Below are 18,862 nucleotides of genomic sequence, written 5' to 3' on the forward strand. Positions count from 1 at the left end.
TGTTCTCGCGCCCGGCCCTCCACCGGGCCACGCCTGCCGGTTAGTCTTCCCTCGACGTCTCGCCTCGACGTCGCTTCTGACCCGCCCTGATCGAGAACACGTCATGTCCCTCCCGGAGTCGAACGACGCCCCCACCCCGCAGCGGCGCGGACCCTCCAAGCCCGTCACGGGCCTGGCCGTCGAGCGCGTGCTGGAGCGGAGCCTCTCGATCATGTCGCTGGTCTTCGGGGCGCAGGCCGTGCCCATCGCCATGGCCCAGTCGCCGTCGCTGCGGCCGAGCTGGGCGCTGCTCATGCTGGTGCTGGTGTTCGGGTCGTTCCTGGTGCTGGTGGTCGCCGGTTTCGTCGGACGCTTCGTCCCGTACGTCGCCTCCATCACCTGCGTCGTCTTCGTCGTCGCTCTCGCCACCTGGCCGTTCGCGTTCCCCGATCTGACGCAGGTCCAGCCCAGCGGCCCGTGGCTCTGGTACGTCTGCAACATGGTGCTGGCCGCTGCGGTCTTCGCCTTCAGCACGTGGGTGGCGACCGCCTACCTCTTCATCATCCCCGGCCTCTTCTTCTACGTGAGGCAGACGCCTGCCGGCGGCGGGGTCGCACCCGGTCAGGCCGCACTCGACGCCAGCTACGCCATCGTGCTCGGCGCCGCCGTGCTGATCCTCGTCAGCCTCCTGCGGAGGGCCGCGCAGAGCGTCGACATCGCCCAGAGCGCTGCCGTGAGCCGCTACAGCGAGGCCGTGCGCCAGCACGCCACCGAGCTGGAGCGGGTGCAGGTCGACTCGATCGTGCACGACGGCGTCCTCACGGCCTTCATCTCCGCCGGCAAGGCCGACACGCCGAGGGCCCGGTCTCTCGCCGCCGCCATGGCCAAGACCAGCATGGACCGTCTCGGCGAGGCCATGGCCGGGCACGGCGCGGCCGATCTGCCCGTCCCGCTCATCGACGTGCACGAGCGGATCCGCGAGGCGATGGCCCAGCTCGACACGGAGGCCGAGATCAGCGACGCCCGCCTCGTCCCCGCCATGCTCCTGCCCGCCGACATCGCCGAAGCCCTCGGAGACGCGACGATCCAGGCCGTCGTCAACAGCTGCCAGCACGCGGGCGACGGAGCGTCGCGCTACATCCAGGTGCGCGCTGTCGGGGGCGTCGCCGAGATCGTCGTCGCCGACGACGGCGCGGGCTACGACACGTCGGTGAAGTCGGAGCGCCTCGGGGTCCGCGTGTCGATCCTCGAGCGTGTCAACGGAATCGGCGGCGTCGCCGCGATCACGAGCGCGCCCGGACACGGGACCGTCGTCACCCTGCGCTGGGCCAGCGAGTCGGAGCCCGCCGATCGGGCGATGGCGGTGCGGGTCTGACCGCGCCGGTAGCATCGGCCACCATGACCTCTCGCACCGCCCTCATCACCGGGGCCTCCACCGGCATCGGCGCCGAGTTCGCCCGCCGCCTCGGCGCCGACGGCCTCGACCTCGTGCTCGTCGCCCGCTCCGCCGACAAGCTCGAGACGCTCGCCGGCGAGATCCGCGCCGCGTCCGGGGTCGCGGTGACCGTGATGGCGCGCGACCTGGGCGCGCCGAACGCGGCCGCCGAGCTGACGGCCGACGTCGCCGCCGCGGGCCTGCACGTCGACTTCCTCCTGAACAACGCCGGCTTCGGCACGCACGGCCCCGTCGCCGAGGCCGACCCCGACCGTCTCGCCGACCAGATCCGCCTCAACTGCGAGGTGCTCACCGAGCTGTCGCAGCGCTGCCTGCCCGCGATGATCGAGCGCCGCAGCGGCACGATCATCAACGTGGCCAGCAACGCCGCCTTCCAGCCGCTGCCGCTGATGGCCGTCTACGGAGCGACCAAGGCCTACGTGCTGTCGTTCACCGAGGCGCTCTGGCACGAGACCCGGGGCACCGGCGTGCGAGTGCTCGCCCTCTGCCCCGGCCCCACCGAGACGCCGTTCTTCGACGTGGCCGGCGAGGACTTCGCGAGGTCCAAGCGCACGACCGCGCAGCTCATCGACACGACGAAGCGCGCCCTGGCGCGCGACCAGCCGAGCGTCGTCGACGGCGTCTCGAACGCGGTGCTCGCCCGTGTCGGCGTGCGGCTGCTGCCGAAGAAGGTCGCGCTCTGGGCGGCGCAGAAGGTGGTCAGCCCGCGCTGATCCCCGCTGGTGGCCGGAGCGCCGCCGCGGCACCGGCCCGCACGGCGTCCGACACGGCGTCCAGGGTCTCCGACCGCAGGTTCCAGCGCTGCCAGAAGAGCTCCACGTCGAGCGGCTCGTCGGGGGCGAGCTCGATCAGCGAGCCGTCCTCGAGCGGCGAGAGGCACTGCTGCTCGGGGAGCAGGCCCCAGCCGAACCCCAGCGCGACCGCCCGCGCGAAGTCGTCCGACGTCGGGATGTAGTGCCGCGGCGCCGCTCCGACCAGCAGTCCGCGCCGCCTCAGGAACGCCTCCTGCAGGTCGTCGTCCCGGTCGAAGTAGACGACCGGCGCCGACTCGAGGGTGCCCGGCAGCCCGTGCGCCGCGCCGAAGCGCGGGGCGCACACCGCGCGATAGCGCATCACGCCGAGCGGCTCGATCGAGCACCCCTGCACGGCCTCGCGCGTCGACGTCACGGCGGCCATGACCGTGCCCGACCGCAGCAGGCCCACCGTGTGCTCCTGGTCCTCGCGGCGGAGGTCGAGCGTGACGCGGCCGCCGAGCCCCGCCAGGCAGGGGAGGAACCACGTGGCCAGGCTGTCGGCGTTGACGGCGAGGGCGACGGCGGTGGCGCCAGTTCCTGCGCCCAGGGTTCGGAGCGTGTCGGCCTCGAGCAGAGCGACCTGGCGCGCATGGCGGAGCACGACGGCCCCCGCCTCGGTGACCTCGACCGGCGACGTGCGGCGCACGAGCACCTGGCCCGCCGCCTGCTCCATGGCCTTCACCCGCTGCGAGACGGCCGACGGCGTCACGTGCAGGCGCCGGGCGGCCGCGTCGAAGGTGCCCTCGTCGATCAGGGCGGCGAGCGTCTCGAGCTGGTCGCGGTGCATTAGCTCAGCTTATGCAGAGTGAGAATCTTTAGCTGTACTGAATCGCTCATGCCCCCTAGCGTCGCCTCGTGACCACAACGCTCCTGCCCGCGCTCCTCGGCCTCGCCACCGGCCTCTCGCTCATCATCGCCATCGGAGCGCAGAACGCCTACGTGCTGCGCATCGGCATCGAGGGCCGGCTCCGGATCGTGGCAGCCGTCGTGCTGGTCTGCGCGCTGTCGGACGCCGTGCTGATCCTCGCCGGCGTGCTCGGCATCGGAGCCCTCGTGCAGGCCGCCCCCGTCGCGCTCCTCGCGATCCGCGTCATCGGCTCGGCCTTCCTCGTCGGGTACGGCCTCCTGGCCGCACGCCGCGCCATCCGACCCGCCGCTCTGGCTCCGGGCGCAGGAACTCGCGACCGCCCCCTCCGAGCCGCCGTCGCCACCGCTGTCGCCCTCACCTGGCTCAACCCCCACGTGTACCTCGACACGATCCTCTTCCTCGGCTCGGTCGCCAACCAGCAGGGCCCCGACGAGCGGTGGTGGTGGGCCGGGGGCGCGCTCGCGGCGTCGTGCCTCTGGTTCGCCGGCCTCGGGTTCGGTGCGCGCCTGCTCCGCCCCGTCTTCGCGCGGCCGGGGGCCTGGCGGGTGCTCGACGCCGTCATCGCGTGCGTGATGGTCGGGCTCGGCCTGCGGCTGGCCTTCGGCCTCTGAGCCCCCCCTCCTCGCCCTCATCTCGCCTCCGCCCTCGCCTCCGGCCCCCGAAATTCAAGGAGATTATTGCCAGGGCGCCCGGGCCGCCTCTGAGACCGGCCGAGCCGATGGATAATCTCCTTGAATTTTCTGGGGAGCCGGAGGCTTAGAGGGCGTTGGCCAGGTACTCCCGCTCGATGGCCGCTCGAATTGTCGCGATGACCATCGGCCAGTCGTAGAGAACCTGGTCGTACGTGAATTCCAGGACGACATAGCCCTGTCGGACGATCGACGCGATACGTCGGCGATCCTTCGAGTAGTTGGCCGTCCCCGCATGGTGCTCGACGCTGACGCACTCGACTGCGACTCGTCGGCCGACCACGAAGTCGACGCGCTCACCACCGTCGACTACGACCTGGGGCTCGAATGCGATGCCCGCGCAGCGCAAATTCCACATCATGACCGATTCGGTGCCGGACTCGGCCCGGCGGTCCGCAGCGGCGAGCACCGGGTGGCAGCGAACGGGCGCCGACGTAGTCAGCCACGCGAGGTCGTCGGCGTCGAGTCGCCCTGCCCGAAGCGCCGAGTTGAGGATAGCCAGGGCGAACGCAGGAGACTCCAGCTGCACGGTCTGCCGCACGCAGGTCCGCACATCGACGTGGAGTCGGGCGCCGGGTCGGAGTCGTCCGCCATCGTGAAGGACGACGACGTCGTCTCGCATCCGGTCGAGGGCGCGAGTCGCATCGTCAGGATCGCGGAGCCCCATGGCGCCCGGGCGGACGCTCGCAAACAGCCTTTCGTGCGGCGGCTTCCACAGCCCCAGGAACGGCGCGGCCGACGCGGCCGCCAAGACGCCGCCGATCCGGGCGGCGCGAAGGATCGGCTCGGGGAGTCCCGGACGCGCGTACACGCCGTGACGTACTCGCAGGATCTCGCCGGCGGCCCATGCGGGCCCGAAACTGTCGGCTGGTGCGCCTGCCCTCAACAGCTCTGCTCGTCGTGCGAGGCCGTTCAGGCTGCGGAGGGCGATGTCGAGTCCTGGATCCATGGAGTGACTGTGCCCGGATCTGCAAGTCGTTCAGCCCCGGAACGACGTCCCTGTGGACAACGGGGCGCCGCTCAGAAGCTGTGGACAGTCCCCGCCCAGCAATTTCAAGGAGAAACTGCGCGCTATGGCCTGGCGATCCGGGTCAACGCCTTCCCCCAGGGAGGATCTCCTTGAATTTCGGGAGAGGGGGGAGAGGGGCGAGGGGGCGAAACGCACGCTACGCGCCACGGCTTATACCGGGGATCGCTAAAAAGGTCAACGATGCCACTGGACAGGGCGCGTCGGAGCCGCATATAGTTGATCTTTGCGCTCCCCATGCCTTCAGCCGTCATATTGCGGTCGTCTGAGGCTCCTCGAGGCGGCCCTGCGAAGGGCCCGCGATGAGGTGGTGTCTTGTCCGAGGTCTCGGCCTCCTGGCACCTGGTGGGTTCGACGATACACACAACGTACTGTCCGAACAGACGACATAGGACCTCGTGTCCATGGAGGTAGTTTCCTTGGCTGCTGCGCCCAACGCACAAACCAACTCACCCAAGAACGGCCGCGCCGCATCGCGCCTGTCGTTCGCGAAGATCACCGACACGCTGACGGTCCCCGACCTGCTGGCGCTTCAGACGGAGAGCTTCGACTGGCTGGTCGGCAACGACGTGTGGAAGGCGCGTCTCGCCGATGGCCAAGCTGCCGGCCGCACCGACCTCGCCGTGAACTCGGGCCTGGAGGAGATCTTCGAGGAGATCTCCCCGATCGAGGACCTCGGCGAGACCATGCAGCTCTCGTTCACCGCGCCTGAGCTCGAAGAGCCCAAGTACTCCATCGACGAGTGCAAGGAGCGCGGCAAGACCTACGCGGCTCCCCTCTACGTGAACGCCGAGTTCATGAACCACCTCACGGGCGAGATCAAGACCCAGACGGTGTTCATGGGCGACTTCCCGCTCATGACCGAGCGCGGAACGTTCATCATCAACGGCACCGAGCGCGTCGTCGTGTCGCAGCTCGTGCGCTCGCCCGGCGTCTACTTCGACCGCACGCCCGAGAAGACCTCCGACAAAGACGTCTACTCCTCGCGCATCATCCCGAGCCGCGGTGCCTGGCTCGAGTTCGAGATCGACAAGCGCGACCAGGTCGGCGTCCGCATCGACCGCAAGCGCAAGCAGAGCGTCACCGTCTTCCTGAAGGCCCTCGGCCTCACCTCCGAAGACATCGCCGAGCAGTTCAAGGGCTTCGCGTCCATCGAGGCCACCCTCGAGAAGGACACCATCCTCACGAAGGAAGAGGCGCTCAAGGACATCTACCGCAAGCTCCGTCCCGGCGAGCAGGTCGCTGCCGAGGCTGCGCGTGCGCTCCTCGACAACTTCTACTTCAACCCGAAGCGCTACGACCTCGCCAAGGTGGGTCGCTACAAGATCAACCGCAAGCTCGGCATGGACGCGCCGCTGACCGACTCGGTCCTGACCGTCGACGACATCGTCGCCACGATCAAGTACCTCGTGTCGCTGCACGCCGAGCAGAAGACGATCGCCGGCACCCGCGACGGCAAGCCCGTCGAGCTGCGCCTCGACATCGACGACATCGACCACTTCGGCAACCGTCGCATCCGCGCGGTCGGCGAGCTGATCCAGAACCAGGTCCGCACCGGTCTCTCCCGCATGGAGCGCGTCGTCCGCGAGCGCATGACCACGCAGGACATCGAGGCGATCACGCCGCAGACCCTGATCAACGTGCGCCCCGTCGTCGCCGCGATCAAGGAGTTCTTCGGAACGAGCCAGCTGTCGCAGTTCATGGACCAGAACAACCCGCTCTCGGGTCTGACCCACAAGCGCCGCCTCTCGGCCCTCGGCCCCGGTGGTCTGAGCCGCGAGCGCGCCGGCGTCGAGGTCCGCGACGTCCACCCGTCGCACTACGGCCGCATGTGCCCCATCGAGACCCCTGAAGGCCCGAACATCGGTCTGATCGGCTCGCTGGCGTCGTTCGCCCGAATCAACTCGTTCGGCTTCATCGAGACCCCGTACCGTCGCGTCGTCGACGGCGTGGTCACGGCGAACATCGACTACCTGACCGCGTCCGAGGAGGACGACTTCATCGTCGCCCAGGCCAACGCGCCCCTCACCGGCGACTTCCACTTCGCCGACGACAAGGTCCTGGTCCGCCGCAAGGGCGGAGAGGTCGAGCTCGTCGCGAAGGCCGAGGTCGACTACATGGACGTCTCGCCGCGCCAGATGGTCTCCGTCGCGACGTCGCTCATCCCGTTCCTCGAGCACGACGACGCGAACCGCGCCCTCATGGGTGCGAACATGCAGCGCCAGGCCGTCCCGCTGGTCCGCAGCGAGTCGCCGCTCGTCGGAACCGGCATGGAGGGCTACACGGCCATCGACGCCGGTGACGTGGTCACCGCCGACAAGGCCGGCGTGGTCCTCGAGGTCTCCGCCGACGTCGTCACCGTGCAGCTCGACGAGGGCGGCACGCAGGACTACTACCTGCGCAAGTTCGACCGCTCGAACCAGGGTGCGTCGTACAACCACCGCGTGATCGTCGACGCCGGTCAGCGCGTCGAGGCCGGCGAGGTCCTGGCCGACGGTCCTGCGACCGAGAACGGCGAGCTCGCGCTCGGCAAGAACCTCCTCGTGGCGTTCATGCCGTGGGAGGGCTACAACTACGAAGACGCCATGATCCTGAGCCAGAACCTGGTGAAGGACGACACCCTCTCGTCGATCCACATCGAGGAGTACGAGGTCGACGCCCGCGACACGAAGCTCGGCAAGGAGGAGATCACCCGTGACCTCCCCAACGTCAGCCCGGACCTGCTGGCCGACCTCGACGAGCGCGGCATCATCCGCATCGGCGCCGAGGTCCGCCCCGGCGACATCCTCGTGGGCAAGGTCACGCCGAAGGGCGAGACCGAGCTCAGTGCCGAGGAGCGCCTGCTCCGCGCGATCTTCAACGAGAAGAGCCGCGAGGTCCGCGACACGTCCCTGAAGGTGCCTCACGGCGAGCAGGGCACGATCATCGGCGTCAAGGTGTTCGACTCGCAGGACGGCGACGACGAGCTCGGCTCGGGCGTCAACCAGCGCGTGGTCGTGTTCATCGCCCAGAAGCGCAAGATCACCGCGGGCGACAAGCTCGCCGGTCGTCACGGCAACAAGGGCGTCATCTCGACCATCCTCCCGGTCGAGGACATGCCGTTCCTCGCCGACGGAACCCCCGTCGACATCGTCCTCAACCCGCTGGGCGTGCCCGGTCGAATGAACTTCGGCCAGGTGCTCGAGATCCACCTCGGGTGGATCGCCAAGCAGGGCTGGAACGTCGACGGAATCCAGGAGTGGGCGAACAACCTGCCCGATCACGCCCGTCAGGCCGAGCCCGGCACGAAGGTCGCGACCCCGGTCTTCGACGGTGCGTCGGAGGACGAGATCGCCGGCCTGCTCGACTCGACCCTGGTCAACCGCGACGGCGAGCGCCTCATCGGCTCGTCCGGCAAGGCGCGCCTGTTCGACGGTCGTTCGGGAGAGCCGTTCCCGGAGCCCGTCTCGGTCGGCTACATGTACATCCTGAAGCTGCACCACCTGGTCGACGACAAGATCCACGCCCGTTCGACCGGTCCGTACTCGATGATCACGCAGCAGCCGCTGGGTGGTAAGGCGCAGTTCGGTGGCCAGCGCTTCGGTGAGATGGAGGTCTGGGCCCTCGAGGCCTACGGAGCCGCGTACGCGCTCCAGGAGCTCCTGACCATCAAGTCCGACGACATCCTCGGCCGCGTGAAGGTCTACGAGGCGATCGTCAAGGGTGAGAACATCCAGGAGCCCGGTATCCCCGAGAGCTTCAAGGTGCTCATCAAAGAGATGCAGTCGCTCTGCCTGAACGTCGAGGTGCTGTCTGCCGACGGCCAGACGGTCAGCCTGCGCGACAACGACGACGAGGTGTTCCGCGCTGCGGAAGAGCTCGGCATCAACATCTCCTCCCGCTTCGAGTCGTCGAACATCGACGAGATCTAAGCCCACCCCCGACAACGTCGACACTTTTCTAAAAAGGGATACACATTGCTCGAAGCAACAACTTTCGATGAGCTGCGGATCGGTCTCGCCACTGCCGAGAACATCCGCGCCTGGTCGCACGGTGAGGTCAAGAAGCCGGAGACCATCAACTACCGCACGCTGAAGCCCGAGAAGGACGGCCTCTTCGGAGAGCAGATCTTCGGACCCAGCCGCGACTGGGAGTGCGCCTGCGGCAAGTACAAGCGAGTCCGATTCAAAGGCATCGTCTGCGAGCGCTGCGGCGTGGAGGTCACCAAGTCCTCCGTCCGTCGTGAGCGCATGGGCCACATCGAGCTCGCCGCCCCCGTCACGCACATCTGGTACTTCAAGGGTGTTCCGTCGCGTCTGGGCTACCTGCTCGACATGGCGCCGAAGGACCTCGAGAAGGTCATCTACTTCGCCGCCTACATGGTCATCTCGATCGACGACGAGGGTCGTCACGCCGACATGCCGGGCCTTGAGAACGAGCTCCGCCTCGAGATCAAGCAGCTCGAGTCGCAGCGCGACAGCCGCATCGCCGACCGCCTGAAGAAGCTCGAGGACGACCTCGCGGCTCTCGAGGCCGAGGGCGCCAAGAGCGACCAGAAGCGTCGTGCCAAGGACGGTGCCGAGAAGGAGATGTCGCAGACGCGCAAGGCGTTCGACGAGGACATCAACCGTCTCGAGCGCGTGTGGGAGGACTTCCGCACGCTCAAGGTCGGCGACCTCAAGCCCGAAGACGCCGTCTTCCACGAGCTGCAGGACCGCTTCGGCATCTACTTCGAGGCCCACATGGGCGCCGAGGCGATCCAGAAGCGCCTCCAGTCGTTCGACCTCGAGGCCGAGGCCGAGATCCTCCACGACCAGATCGCGAACGGCAAGGGTCAGAAGAAGATCCGCGCCATCAAGCGCCTGCGCGTGGTGAGCTCCTTCCTGTCGACCGGCAACTCGCCGGCCGCCATGGTGCTCGAGGTCGTCCCGGTCATCCCGCCGGAGCTGCGCCCGATGGTGCAGCTCGACGGTGGCCGCTTCGCGACCTCCGACCTCAACGACCTCTACCGTCGTGTGATCAACCGCAACAACCGTCTTCGTCGTCTGCTCGACCTCGGCGCCCCCGAGATCATCGTCAACAACGAGAAGCGCATGCTGCAGGAGGCCGTCGACGCGCTGTTCGACAACGGCCGCCGCGGCCGCCCCGTCACGGGTACCGGCAACCGCGCCCTGAAGTCCCTGAGCGACATGCTCAAGGGAAAGCAGGGTCGTTTCCGCCAGAACCTGCTCGGAAAGCGCGTCGACTACTCGGGTCGATCGGTCATCATCGTGGGGCCGACCCTGAAGCTGCACCAGTGCGGTCTGCCCAAGCAGATGGCTCTCGAGCTCTTCAAGCCGTTCGTCATCAAGCGCCTTATCGACCTGTCGCACGCTCAGAACATCAAGAGCGCCAAGCGCATGGTCGAGCGTTCGCGCCCGCAGGTGTGGGACGTCCTCGAGGAGATCATCCGCGAGCGCCCCGTGCTGCTGAACCGCGCGCCGACGCTGCACCGTCTGGGCATCCAGGCGTTCGAGCCGCTCCTCGTCGAGGGCAAGGCCATCCAGCTCCACCCGCTCGTCTGCGCCGCCTTCAACGCGGACTTCGACGGCGACCAGATGGCCGTGCACCTCCCGCTGAGCGTCGAGGCGCAGGCCGAGGCCCGCATCCTGATGCTGGCGTCGAACAACATCCTCAAGCCGTCAGACGGCCGTCCGGTGACCCTGCCCGCACAGGACATGATCATCGGCCTGCACCACCTGACGACCGTCACCGAGGGTGCGACCGGCGAAGGCCGTGCGTTCTCGTCCGTGTCCGAGGCGATCCTCGCCAAGGACCAGGGCTCGCTCGACCTCAACGCCGTCGTCAAGATCCGCATCCCGGGTCTGACGTTCGCCGCAGGCGAGGCTCCCGCGGGCTACGTCGAGGGTGACACCACCCTCGTCGAGACCACGCTGGGCCGTGCCATCTTCAACGAGGCCCTCCCCGAGGACTACCCGTTCGTCCAGGAGGTCACCGATAAGGGCGTCCTCTCGACGATCGTCAACGACCTCGCCGAGCGGTACCCGAAGGTGGCTGTCGCCGCCGCCCTCGACAACATCAAGGACGCCGGCTTCTACTGGGCCTCGCGTTCCGGTGTGACCGTGGCGCTCTCGGACATCCTCACGCCTCCGCGCAAGCCGGAGATCGTGGCGGGCTACGAGAAGCAGGCCGCAGCGGTCCAGGGCGAGTTCGACAAGGGCCTGATCTCGGACGCCGAGCGTCGCGCCGACCTGATCAAGATCTGGACGGAGGCGACCAACGAGGTCGCCGCCGCGATGCGCGAGAACTTCCCGAAGGACAACACCATCAACCGCATGGTGACGTCGGGTGCTCGTGGTAACTGGCTGCAGGTCCGCAACATCGCGGGTATGCGTGGTCTGGTGAACAACCCGAAGGGTGACATCATCCCTCGTCCGATCATCTCCTCGTACCGCGAGGGTCTGTCGGTCGCCGAGTACTTCATCGCCACGCACGGTGCACGCAAGGGCCTGGCCGACACCGCTCTCCGTACGGCCGACTCGGGCTACCTCACGCGTCGTCTGGTCGACGTGTCGCAGGACGTCATCATCCGCGAAGACGACTGCGGCACCACGCGCGGTCTCGAGATGCCGATCGCGGCTCCGGGCGCCGACGGCGTCCTGGTCCGTGACGCGACGGTCGAGAACACGGTCTACGCCCGTACCCTCGCTGCCGATGCCGTCGACCCCAAGGGCACTGTCGTGGCCGAGGCGGGCGCTGACGTCGGAGACGTCCTGATCGACGAGCTCGTCGCGGCCGGTGTCGAGACCATCAAGGTCCGCTCCGTCCTGACCTGCGAGTCGGCAGTCGGCGTCTGCGCGAAGTGCTACGGCCGTTCGCTCGCGACCGGCAACCTCGTCGACATCGGAGAGGCCGTCGGCATCATCGCGGCCCAGTCGATCGGCGAGCCCGGCACGCAGCTGACCATGCGCACCTTCCACACCGGTGGTTCGGCTTCGGCGGACGACATCACGCAGGGTCTTCCCCGCGTGACGGAGCTCTTCGAGGCTCGTACCCCCAAGGGTGCGTCGCCCATCGCCGACAGCGCCGGCCGTGTCGTGATCGAAGACACCGACCGTTCGCGTCGCGTCATCCTCACGCCCGACAACGGCGACGAGCCGGTGATCTACCCGGTGCTCAAGCGCTCGACCCTCCTCATCGAGGACGGCCAGCACGTCGACCTCGGTCAGCAGATCATCGCCGGTGCGGTCGACCCCAAGGAGGTCCTGCGAGTCAAGGGCGTCCGTGCGGTTCAGCAGCACCTCGTCGGCGGCGTCCAGGACGTCTACCGTTCGCAGGGCGTGCCGATCCACGACAAGCACATCGAGGTCATCGTCCGTCAGATGCTCCGCAAGGTCACCGTCGTCGACCACGCCGACACCGACCTGCTGCCGGGTGAGCTCGTCGACCGCATGCGGTACAACGAGATCAACCGCGCCGCTCTCACCGAGGGCAAGAAGACGGCTTCGGCTCGCCAGGAGGTCCTCGGCATCACGAAGGCCTCGCTCGCGACCGAGTCGTGGCTGTCGGCCGCTTCGTTCCAGGAGACCACGCGTGTTCTCACGCAGGCCGCCATGGAGGGCAAGAGCGACCCGCTGATGGGCCTCAAGGAGAACGTCATCATCGGAAAGCTGATCCCGGCCGGTACCGGCCTCAGCCGCTACCGCGACGTGGCCGTCGAGGCCACCGAAGAGGCGAAGGCCGAGCGCTACCCGAACCGTGTCTTCACCGACGACGCGTCGTTCAACGAGGCTGACCTCAGCTTCGTCGACTTCGACTCGTTCTCGTCTGACGACTTCACGCCGGGCAGCTACAGCTAGTCAGCACCACCGCTCCACAGGGAAGGCCCCGTCACGCACTGCGTGGCGGGGCCTTCCTGAGTCTGCCGAGCGGATCCGTCACACTGGGGGAGTGGACCAGACGACGACGCCCCTCCGCGACCGCGTGATCGCCCCTGCCGAGCCTGTGGGCCTCCCCGAAGAGGCGCCGAGGGCGCAGGGCCGCGAATCGCAGGAACTCCCTCCGGTCACCTGGCGCCGCATGCGCGCGACCGACGCCGCCGGGGTCCTCGCCGTCGCGAACGCCGCCGGGCTCGTCGACCACCCCGACTTCGTGTTCACGCTCGAGGAGTTCGTGCACGACCTGGCGCGCGAGGAGCTCGACCCGGAGCGCGACACCGTCGTGGCCGAGGACGCCGACGGGCGGATGGTCGCGTACGGGTTCGCCGTCCTGCTGCCAAGCCAGGAGACCCTGGTGCGGTCCAGCATCCCTGGAGCCGTTCACCCGGACCGCCGCGGCGAAGGCATCGGCACGGCGCTCCTGCGGTGGCAGGTGGCGCGCGCCGAGGAGCAGTTCGCAACGAGCGAGCGTGCCCTGCCCGGCTGGACCCTCACCCACGCGGATGCGCGTGCCACGTGGATCCTGGACCTGTTCGAGCGTCACGGGTTCGGGAAGCGACGGTGGTGGCTCGAGCTGACCCGGGATCTCGCGGGTGGCGTCGAAGAGGTACCCCTCGTTCCTGCGCTCAGGATTCAGGCATACGGCCCGGACTGGTCGGAGCGGACCCGCCAGGCGCGCAACGAGGTGTTCCGCGACCACTGGGGTTCGCAGCCGACGACGCAGGCTGACTGGGAGGCGACGGCCGCCCTGCCGATCGCACGCCCCGACCTGTCGTTCGTCGCAGTCGATCCGGCGACGGACGACGTCGTGGCGTTCGTGCTCACGAGCGTCAACGAGGCGGAGTGGGTCGAGGCCGGCCACCCGTTCGGCTATTTCGAGTACGTCGGCGTGAAGCGCGAGTGGCGAGGCAGCCGCGTGGCGCAGGCGCTGCTGACTCGCACGATGCGCGCTCACGCTGCGGCGGGGCTCGCCCACTCGGTGCTCGACGTCGACTCCGAGAGCCCCACGGGCGCGACCGGCCTCTACGAGGGGCTGGGCTTCATGCCGATCGGCTCGTCCGTCAGCCTGGTGCGCGAGTACTGACGCGACTCTCCCCATGGCGGCTCGTGGTGCGCGTCAGGTGGCCCCGAGTTCCGTCGCGTCACTGCGCGACGTGTCACTGCGCGACGTGTCACTGCACGACGTGTCACTGCACGTCGGATCACTTCACCTCGCGACGAAGCTGCCTCCACCACCCCAGTACGATCGGCGCGATCACGAACAGGAGGAACGAGGTGAGCGCGGGGCCGATGCCGACCTCCGTGCCGTGCGTCGTCGTCCAGGCCCACTCCGGCTGCGTCATCCAGGCGCTGAACGCAAGGATCGAGACCCACGGCGCCACGTGAGGGAGTGCAAGGCCGATACCCACGTCGTAAACGAATGGCAGCAGCAACGTGGTGGTGATCGCGAGCGGCGTGCTCAGCAGGAGGAAGCCCGCCGCCGTGCCGGTCAGAGCGGCAGCCGTCGAGAGTCCCGTCATCGACAGGAGGCTCGAGGCCGTCTGCACGGTCAACACGCTCGACGCCCCGCCCGGGAAGAGGACGAGGAACGTGGCGAGCGAGATCACCGAGATGGCGGCAGTCACTCCCAGGACCATGATGACCGCCGCGACGAGGCGAGTGCCGAGGACGAGCGAGCGCTGTGGGACGAGCACGAAGGTCGTCATCGCCGACCGCTGAGTCCAATCACCAGTCGTCGCCAGGACGGCGAGGATCGGCAGGAGCGCAGGAAGAGGCAGCGTCGCGCCCCGGACAAACGTGCCGAAGTCATCGACGTCGGCGATCTTGTTGATCGTGAGGGCCGCGCAGCTGAGAACGATCATGGCCGCGATCACCCACCGGGACGCGATGGTGTCGACGCACTTGCGCAGTTCGGCCTCGAGGAGTCGTCGTGCCTGCATCACTGCGGATCTCGATTCGAAAGGGTTCCGCCGATGAACTCGCCGGTCGTAGATGAGAGGAAGAGCGAGTGGAGGGACTGATCGTTCAAGGGGGTCAGCGACTCCAGCGGCTGGGCGAGTTCGGCCGAGAGATGCCAGATCGCCATCGAATCGACTTCGGCCAGGATCTCTCGGTGACCGGGCGTGGCTGTCCACGCGATTCCCCTGTCGTCGAGAGCCCGGAGGAAGGAGTTCGCGTCGCTCGGCACGAAGCTGGTCCGTGGCCTGGACGGGAGGGTTCCGGTCAAATAGTCGGCTGTCACGCGACCCTTGTCGATGATGACGAAATGGTCGGCCACGGCCTCGATGTCGTTCAGATGATGACTGGAGAGCAGGACCGTCCCGCCCCGGTCGGCGAATTCGCGGAGGAACTGATTCATCCAGTGGATCCCCTCCGGGTCGAGCCCGTTGGCGGGTTCGTCGAGGATCAGGTAGCGGGGATCGCCGATCAGGGCGATCGCCAGTCCCAGACGCTGGCGCATTCCCAGCGACAACGCCCCGACTCGGCGCTTCGAGGCGGTGGTGAGCCCGACGAACTCGATGCATTCCTCCGCGCGCGATCGCGGGGCGCCCATGACGATGCACGCGAGGGCGACGGTCTCCTTGACGGACCGCCCGCCGTGGTGCGCGCTCGCGTCGAGGAGCACCCCGACCGTCGAACCGGCGTTCTCCAGCTCAGCGATCGTCGATCCATCGAAGGTGCTCGAACCCCTGTCGGGGCGCGATAGCCCCGTGATCATCCGCAGCGTCGTGGACTTGCCCGATCCGTTCGGGCCGAGGAAGGCGGTGACGCTCGACGGGGCGCAGTCAAAGCTGACGCCGTTCACGGCCGGGGCGCCGCTGTAGGCCTTCTGGAGGCCGGCGACGGTGAGACCGACGACGACCGTGTCGGCAGTGGTGTCGTCGGCACTCACGCGGTCGTCCACCTCACCACGTGGATGACGATTATCGCGATGATGAACGGCAGCGATGCCATCAGCGCGTGGCGAGGCTCGGTGCGTTCGCCGGCGCGTCGGCCCAGGTGGGCGAACAGGGCGAACGCCAGAGCCAGGGGGATGAGCGACAGCCGAGTGTCGAAGACGACCAGGATGAGGCTGGCCGCCGCCAGGACGGGGCATGCCCACGACTCCTGAGGGATCCAGCGGGCGGCCCGGTCTGAGGGGTGGGTCATGGTGCTCCGTTCGTGTCTCAGGGGAGGGGAAGGGGGGAGGAGGAGCGGCGGGCGGTGGCCCGCCGCTCCATTGCTGCTAGTGGAAGCCCTTCCAGATGTCATAGGCGTTCAGCAAAAACGAGACGGCGGCTGCAACGGCCTTGACGGCCTTCCATGTGTTGTTGGCGAACCACGAGTAGGCCTTCTTCACTCCGGACGCGAAAGTGCTCCAGAGTCCCGGAACCTTGTTGACTCCCGTCGCGAAAAGCTTCAGCAATGTGCCGATGGCGCCCCGTGGTTCCATTGTTTGCGCACCGGCGGGAGCGATTCCCCCGGCCGGGACAATGCCCTCTGTTGTTGCGGCCGCCGACGCTACAGAGATCGGAGCGGCCGTTCTGGTCGAGGTCACACTTGACGTGATCGTGGGCGTGGCAGCCGACGCGACCGTCGGCGCAGCAATTCCCAAGAGTGCTGGCGCGATCAATGCCGTGACTACGACCCAGGTGTTCCGCGATCGAGAAGATCTACAATTAATCATCATTGCTCCAACAGTGATAGGACACGGCATTTCCGTGACCGGCTCGCGGTGTGCTGTAACGCACCGCCAGGGGATGGGTCGACATCGACCCATTCCCACATACTTGTCTATCTCACCTGGAATGTCACATTGACAGGTCTGTCCGTGCCATATCTCGCCAATCCGGCATCGGGCGCCCGCACCCTCAACCTCGTGACGGTCTTCGCGCATCCGGCCTAGGGCCACGCGGTCATGCATGTCAGTGGCACCGAGCGCGGGCCCCTAGAGATCGAGGCCGACGTAGTTGACCGCCACCTCATGCCTCACCGAACGGTCATCGAGAAGACGGCTGGAATATTGGCCCGCGAACACGAGCAGGGGTCGAGAGTCGGATCGCCCGATTCGGTCAAGCGCCAGCGCCGCTGCGCCGAAAGCCTCAGGGTGAACGCCGTCTGTGCACCGACCCCGATACCGCTTCCGTCTTCGCCGCGGTCGCGAGCGATGACGGTCGCTGATACGAACCTGAGATAGTCGAGGCCGACCAGGGGGTCGGCCGACACAAGCCGGCTGGAACGCGTGAGGGTCACACGCAGAATATTACGTGCCGAAACGACTCTGTCAGGAGGATCAGTCCCGCCGCAAGCGCGCCCCCCGCACTGGTGCCACTCCCTTTGGGACGTGTACCCCGTGTCGCTACCGGGTGACACTTACGAAGCCCGCTCCACGAGCAGGCATCGCCGTGTTGCTCGGGACAGCGCTCGGCACACCTGTCCAAGGAGGTCCCCATGGCGTCGATGACCGAGATCCTGATTCTGCACGGTCTCCTGCCGATCGAGCAGCTCGACCTGATGGCCAACCCGTCTGACGAGGAGGCCAGTGTCCGCGACCTGCTCGCGCGCGGCGTCGTGTCGGAGCTGCAGATCGCGAAGGCGCGAGCGCAGGCCGCGAACATGTCGTTCGTCGAGCTCGTCGACTACCCCGTCGACCGCAACGCCGTCACCATGGTCTCGTCGGCCGTCTGCCGCCGGCACAGCGCCCTCCCCATCGCCATCAAGGACGGCCTGCTCCTGGTCGCCGTCTCGGACGCCGGCAACGTCTTCGCCCTGGACGACGTCCGTGCCGCCAGCCGCATGCCGATCGAGTGGGTCATGGCCGAGAAGGGCGACCTCCGGAGCGCCATCGACCGCTACATCCGCGCCGACGACGAGCTCAACGACCTGACCTCCACCCTCGAGGAGGAGAACAAGCAGGACGCCGCTTCGATGGACATCGCGTCGGGTCCCGACGACGACGTCCCGATCGTCCGCTTCGTGAACCTGCTGGTCTCGCAGGCCATCACGGACAAGGCCTCCGACATCCACATCGAGCCTGGCGAGAACGAGGTGCGGGTCCGCTACCGCATCGACGGCGTCCTGCACGAGATGCAGCCGGCCCCCAAGAGCATCCAGAACGGCGTGATCTCGCGCCTCAAGATCATGTCCGAGATCGACATCGCCGAGCGCCGCCGCCCTCAGGACGGCCGCATGTCGGTGCGCCACGGCAACCGGCAGATCGACCTCCGCGTCGCGACCCTCCCCACGGTGTGGGGCGAGAAGGTCGTCATGCGAATCCTCGACAACTCGAACACGTCGCTCTCGCTTCGCGATCTGAACCTCCTCGAGCGCAACTTCGACGTGTACGCCGAGTCGTACTCGAAGCCCTACGGCATGATCCTGGTCACCGGCCCGACCGGTTCAGGAAAGTCCACGACGCTCTACACGACGCTCAACGCCGTCGCCCGCCCCGAGATCAACGTCATCACGGTCGAAGATCCGGTCGAGTACCGCATGCAGGGCATCAACCAGGTGCAGGTGAACCCGAAGGCGGGCCTCACGTTCGCCAGCGCCCTCCGCAGCATCCTGCGCTCCGACCCCGACGTCGTGCTCCTGGGTGAGATCCGCGACCACGAGACCGCGCAGATCGCCATCGAGGCGTCGCTCACCGGCCACCTCGTGCTCTCGACGCTGCACACCAACGACGCGCCGTCGGCGATCGTCCGCCTCACCGAGATGGACATCGAGCCGTTCCTCGTCGGCTCGGCGCTCGACTGCGTGGTCGCCCAGCGGCTCGCCCGCCGCCTCTGCGACCGCTGCAAGCGCCCCGCCGAGTACACGCCCATGCACCTGAACGCGCTCAAGTTCCACATCGACCCCGACCAGGCTCCGCCGCAGATCTTCGAGCCGGCCGGCTGCCAGTCGTGCTCCAACACGGGCTACCGCGGCCGCGTGGCGCTGCACGAGGTCATGAGCGTCTCCGAAGAGATCGAACGCCTCGCCGTCAAGCGCGCCTCCAGCGCCGAGATCGGACGCCTCGCCCAGGAGCAGGGCATGCTCACGCTCCGTCAGGACGGCTGGGAGAAGGCCAAGCAGGGCCTCACCAGCGTCGAAGAGATCCTCCGTGTCGTGGCCTAGGCCCCGCCACTCCCCAACGATCACACACCCCCGCAAA

The 18,862-nt window shown here is 67.8% G+C and carries 14 protein-coding genes; 7 read left to right on the forward strand and 7 right to left on the reverse strand.

The annotated features are described in order from the left end of the window. Positions 1–103 precede the first annotated feature (103 nt). The gene (locus AC3CBB_RS16195) at positions 104–1,354 is read left to right on the forward strand and encodes a sensor histidine kinase (RefSeq protein ID WP_123506912.1); all 1,251 of its coding nucleotides are present in this window, start codon (positions 104–106) and stop codon (positions 1,352–1,354) included. 23 nt (positions 1,355–1,377) lie between these two features. Then, positions 1,378–2,148: an SDR family NAD(P)-dependent oxidoreductase gene (locus tag AC3CBB_RS16200; RefSeq protein WP_488625384.1), complete on the forward strand. Its 771-nt coding sequence runs from the start codon at positions 1,378–1,380 to the stop codon at positions 2,146–2,148. Here the strand turns inward: AC3CBB_RS16200 and AC3CBB_RS16205 are convergent. Continuing rightward, positions 2,135–3,016, reverse strand: coding sequence for a LysR family transcriptional regulator ArgP (locus AC3CBB_RS16205; protein WP_488625385.1), 882 nt, complete (start codon positions 3,014–3,016; stop codon positions 2,135–2,137). The two genes, AC3CBB_RS16200 and AC3CBB_RS16205, sit on opposite strands and share 14 nt — an antisense overlap. Positions 3,017–3,084: 68 nt before the next feature. Here AC3CBB_RS16205 and AC3CBB_RS16210 point away from each other — a divergent pair, with 68 nt between their 5' ends. Then, a complete protein-coding gene (locus AC3CBB_RS16210) occupies positions 3,085–3,708 on the forward strand; it encodes a LysE/ArgO family amino acid transporter (RefSeq protein WP_488625386.1) in 624 nt (207 codons plus the stop codon). A gap of 145 nt (positions 3,709–3,853) precedes the next feature. On the opposite strand, the gene AC3CBB_RS16215 is transcribed toward AC3CBB_RS16210, so the two are convergent. After that, entirely contained in the window at positions 3,854–4,735 is an 882-nt protein-coding gene (locus AC3CBB_RS16215) for a type IV toxin-antitoxin system AbiEi family antitoxin domain-containing protein (protein WP_123506916.1), read from the reverse strand. 497 nt (positions 4,736–5,232) lie between these two features. Here AC3CBB_RS16215 and rpoB point away from each other — a divergent pair, with 497 nt between their 5' ends. The 3 genes from rpoB to AC3CBB_RS16230 all read left to right on the forward strand — a co-directional run bounded on the left by rpoB (position 5,233) and on the right by AC3CBB_RS16230 (position 13,813). After that, a complete protein-coding gene (gene rpoB, locus AC3CBB_RS16220; protein ID WP_123506917.1) occupies positions 5,233–8,724 on the forward strand; it encodes a DNA-directed RNA polymerase subunit beta in 3,492 nt (1,163 codons plus the stop codon). Between the two features lie 45 nt (positions 8,725–8,769). Beyond that, complete coding sequence (locus AC3CBB_RS16225; protein WP_488625387.1) at positions 8,770–12,651, forward strand: DNA-directed RNA polymerase subunit beta'; 3,882 nt, start codon at positions 8,770–8,772, stop codon at positions 12,649–12,651. Positions 12,652–12,742: 91 nt separating this feature from the next. After that, on the forward strand, positions 12,743–13,813 hold the full coding sequence (locus AC3CBB_RS16230) for a GNAT family N-acetyltransferase (RefSeq protein WP_488625388.1): 1,071 nt from the start codon (positions 12,743–12,745) through the stop codon (positions 13,811–13,813). A gap of 118 nt (positions 13,814–13,931) precedes the next feature. Here AC3CBB_RS16230 and AC3CBB_RS16235 read toward each other — a convergent pair whose 3' ends face one another. The 5 genes from AC3CBB_RS16235 to AC3CBB_RS16255 form a co-directional block, all read right to left on the reverse strand. Further along, positions 13,932–14,672 carry a hypothetical protein gene (locus AC3CBB_RS16235; protein WP_123506919.1) on the reverse strand — a complete coding sequence of 247 codons (741 nt, stop codon included), beginning with the start codon at positions 14,670–14,672 and terminating at the stop codon, positions 13,932–13,934. Continuing rightward, the gene (locus AC3CBB_RS16240) at positions 14,669–15,622 is read right to left on the reverse strand and encodes an ABC transporter ATP-binding protein (protein WP_233580041.1); all 954 of its coding nucleotides are present in this window, start codon (positions 15,620–15,622) and stop codon (positions 14,669–14,671) included. The genes AC3CBB_RS16235 and AC3CBB_RS16240 overlap by 4 nt, the downstream gene beginning before the upstream one ends. Beyond that, complete coding sequence (locus AC3CBB_RS16245; protein WP_233580042.1) at positions 15,619–15,879, reverse strand: hypothetical protein; 261 nt, start codon at positions 15,877–15,879, stop codon at positions 15,619–15,621. The genes AC3CBB_RS16240 and AC3CBB_RS16245 overlap by 4 nt, the downstream gene beginning before the upstream one ends. 76 nt (positions 15,880–15,955) lie before the next feature. Next, the gene (locus tag AC3CBB_RS16250; protein WP_488625389.1) at positions 15,956–16,135 is read right to left on the reverse strand and encodes a hypothetical protein; all 180 of its coding nucleotides are present in this window, start codon (positions 16,133–16,135) and stop codon (positions 15,956–15,958) included. A 563-nt stretch (positions 16,136–16,698) separates the two neighbouring features. Next, positions 16,699–16,962: a hypothetical protein gene (locus tag AC3CBB_RS16255; RefSeq protein WP_488625390.1), complete on the reverse strand. Its 264-nt coding sequence runs from the start codon at positions 16,960–16,962 to the stop codon at positions 16,699–16,701. 198 nt (positions 16,963–17,160) lie between these two features. Here AC3CBB_RS16255 and AC3CBB_RS16260 point away from each other — a divergent pair, with 198 nt between their 5' ends. Further along, entirely contained in the window at positions 17,161–18,825 is a 1,665-nt protein-coding gene (locus AC3CBB_RS16260) for a GspE/PulE family protein (RefSeq protein ID WP_123506921.1), read from the forward strand. The last annotated feature ends 37 nt before the right edge of the window (positions 18,826–18,862 follow it).

This window comes from Frondihabitans sp. OV104, assembly GCF_057787745.1.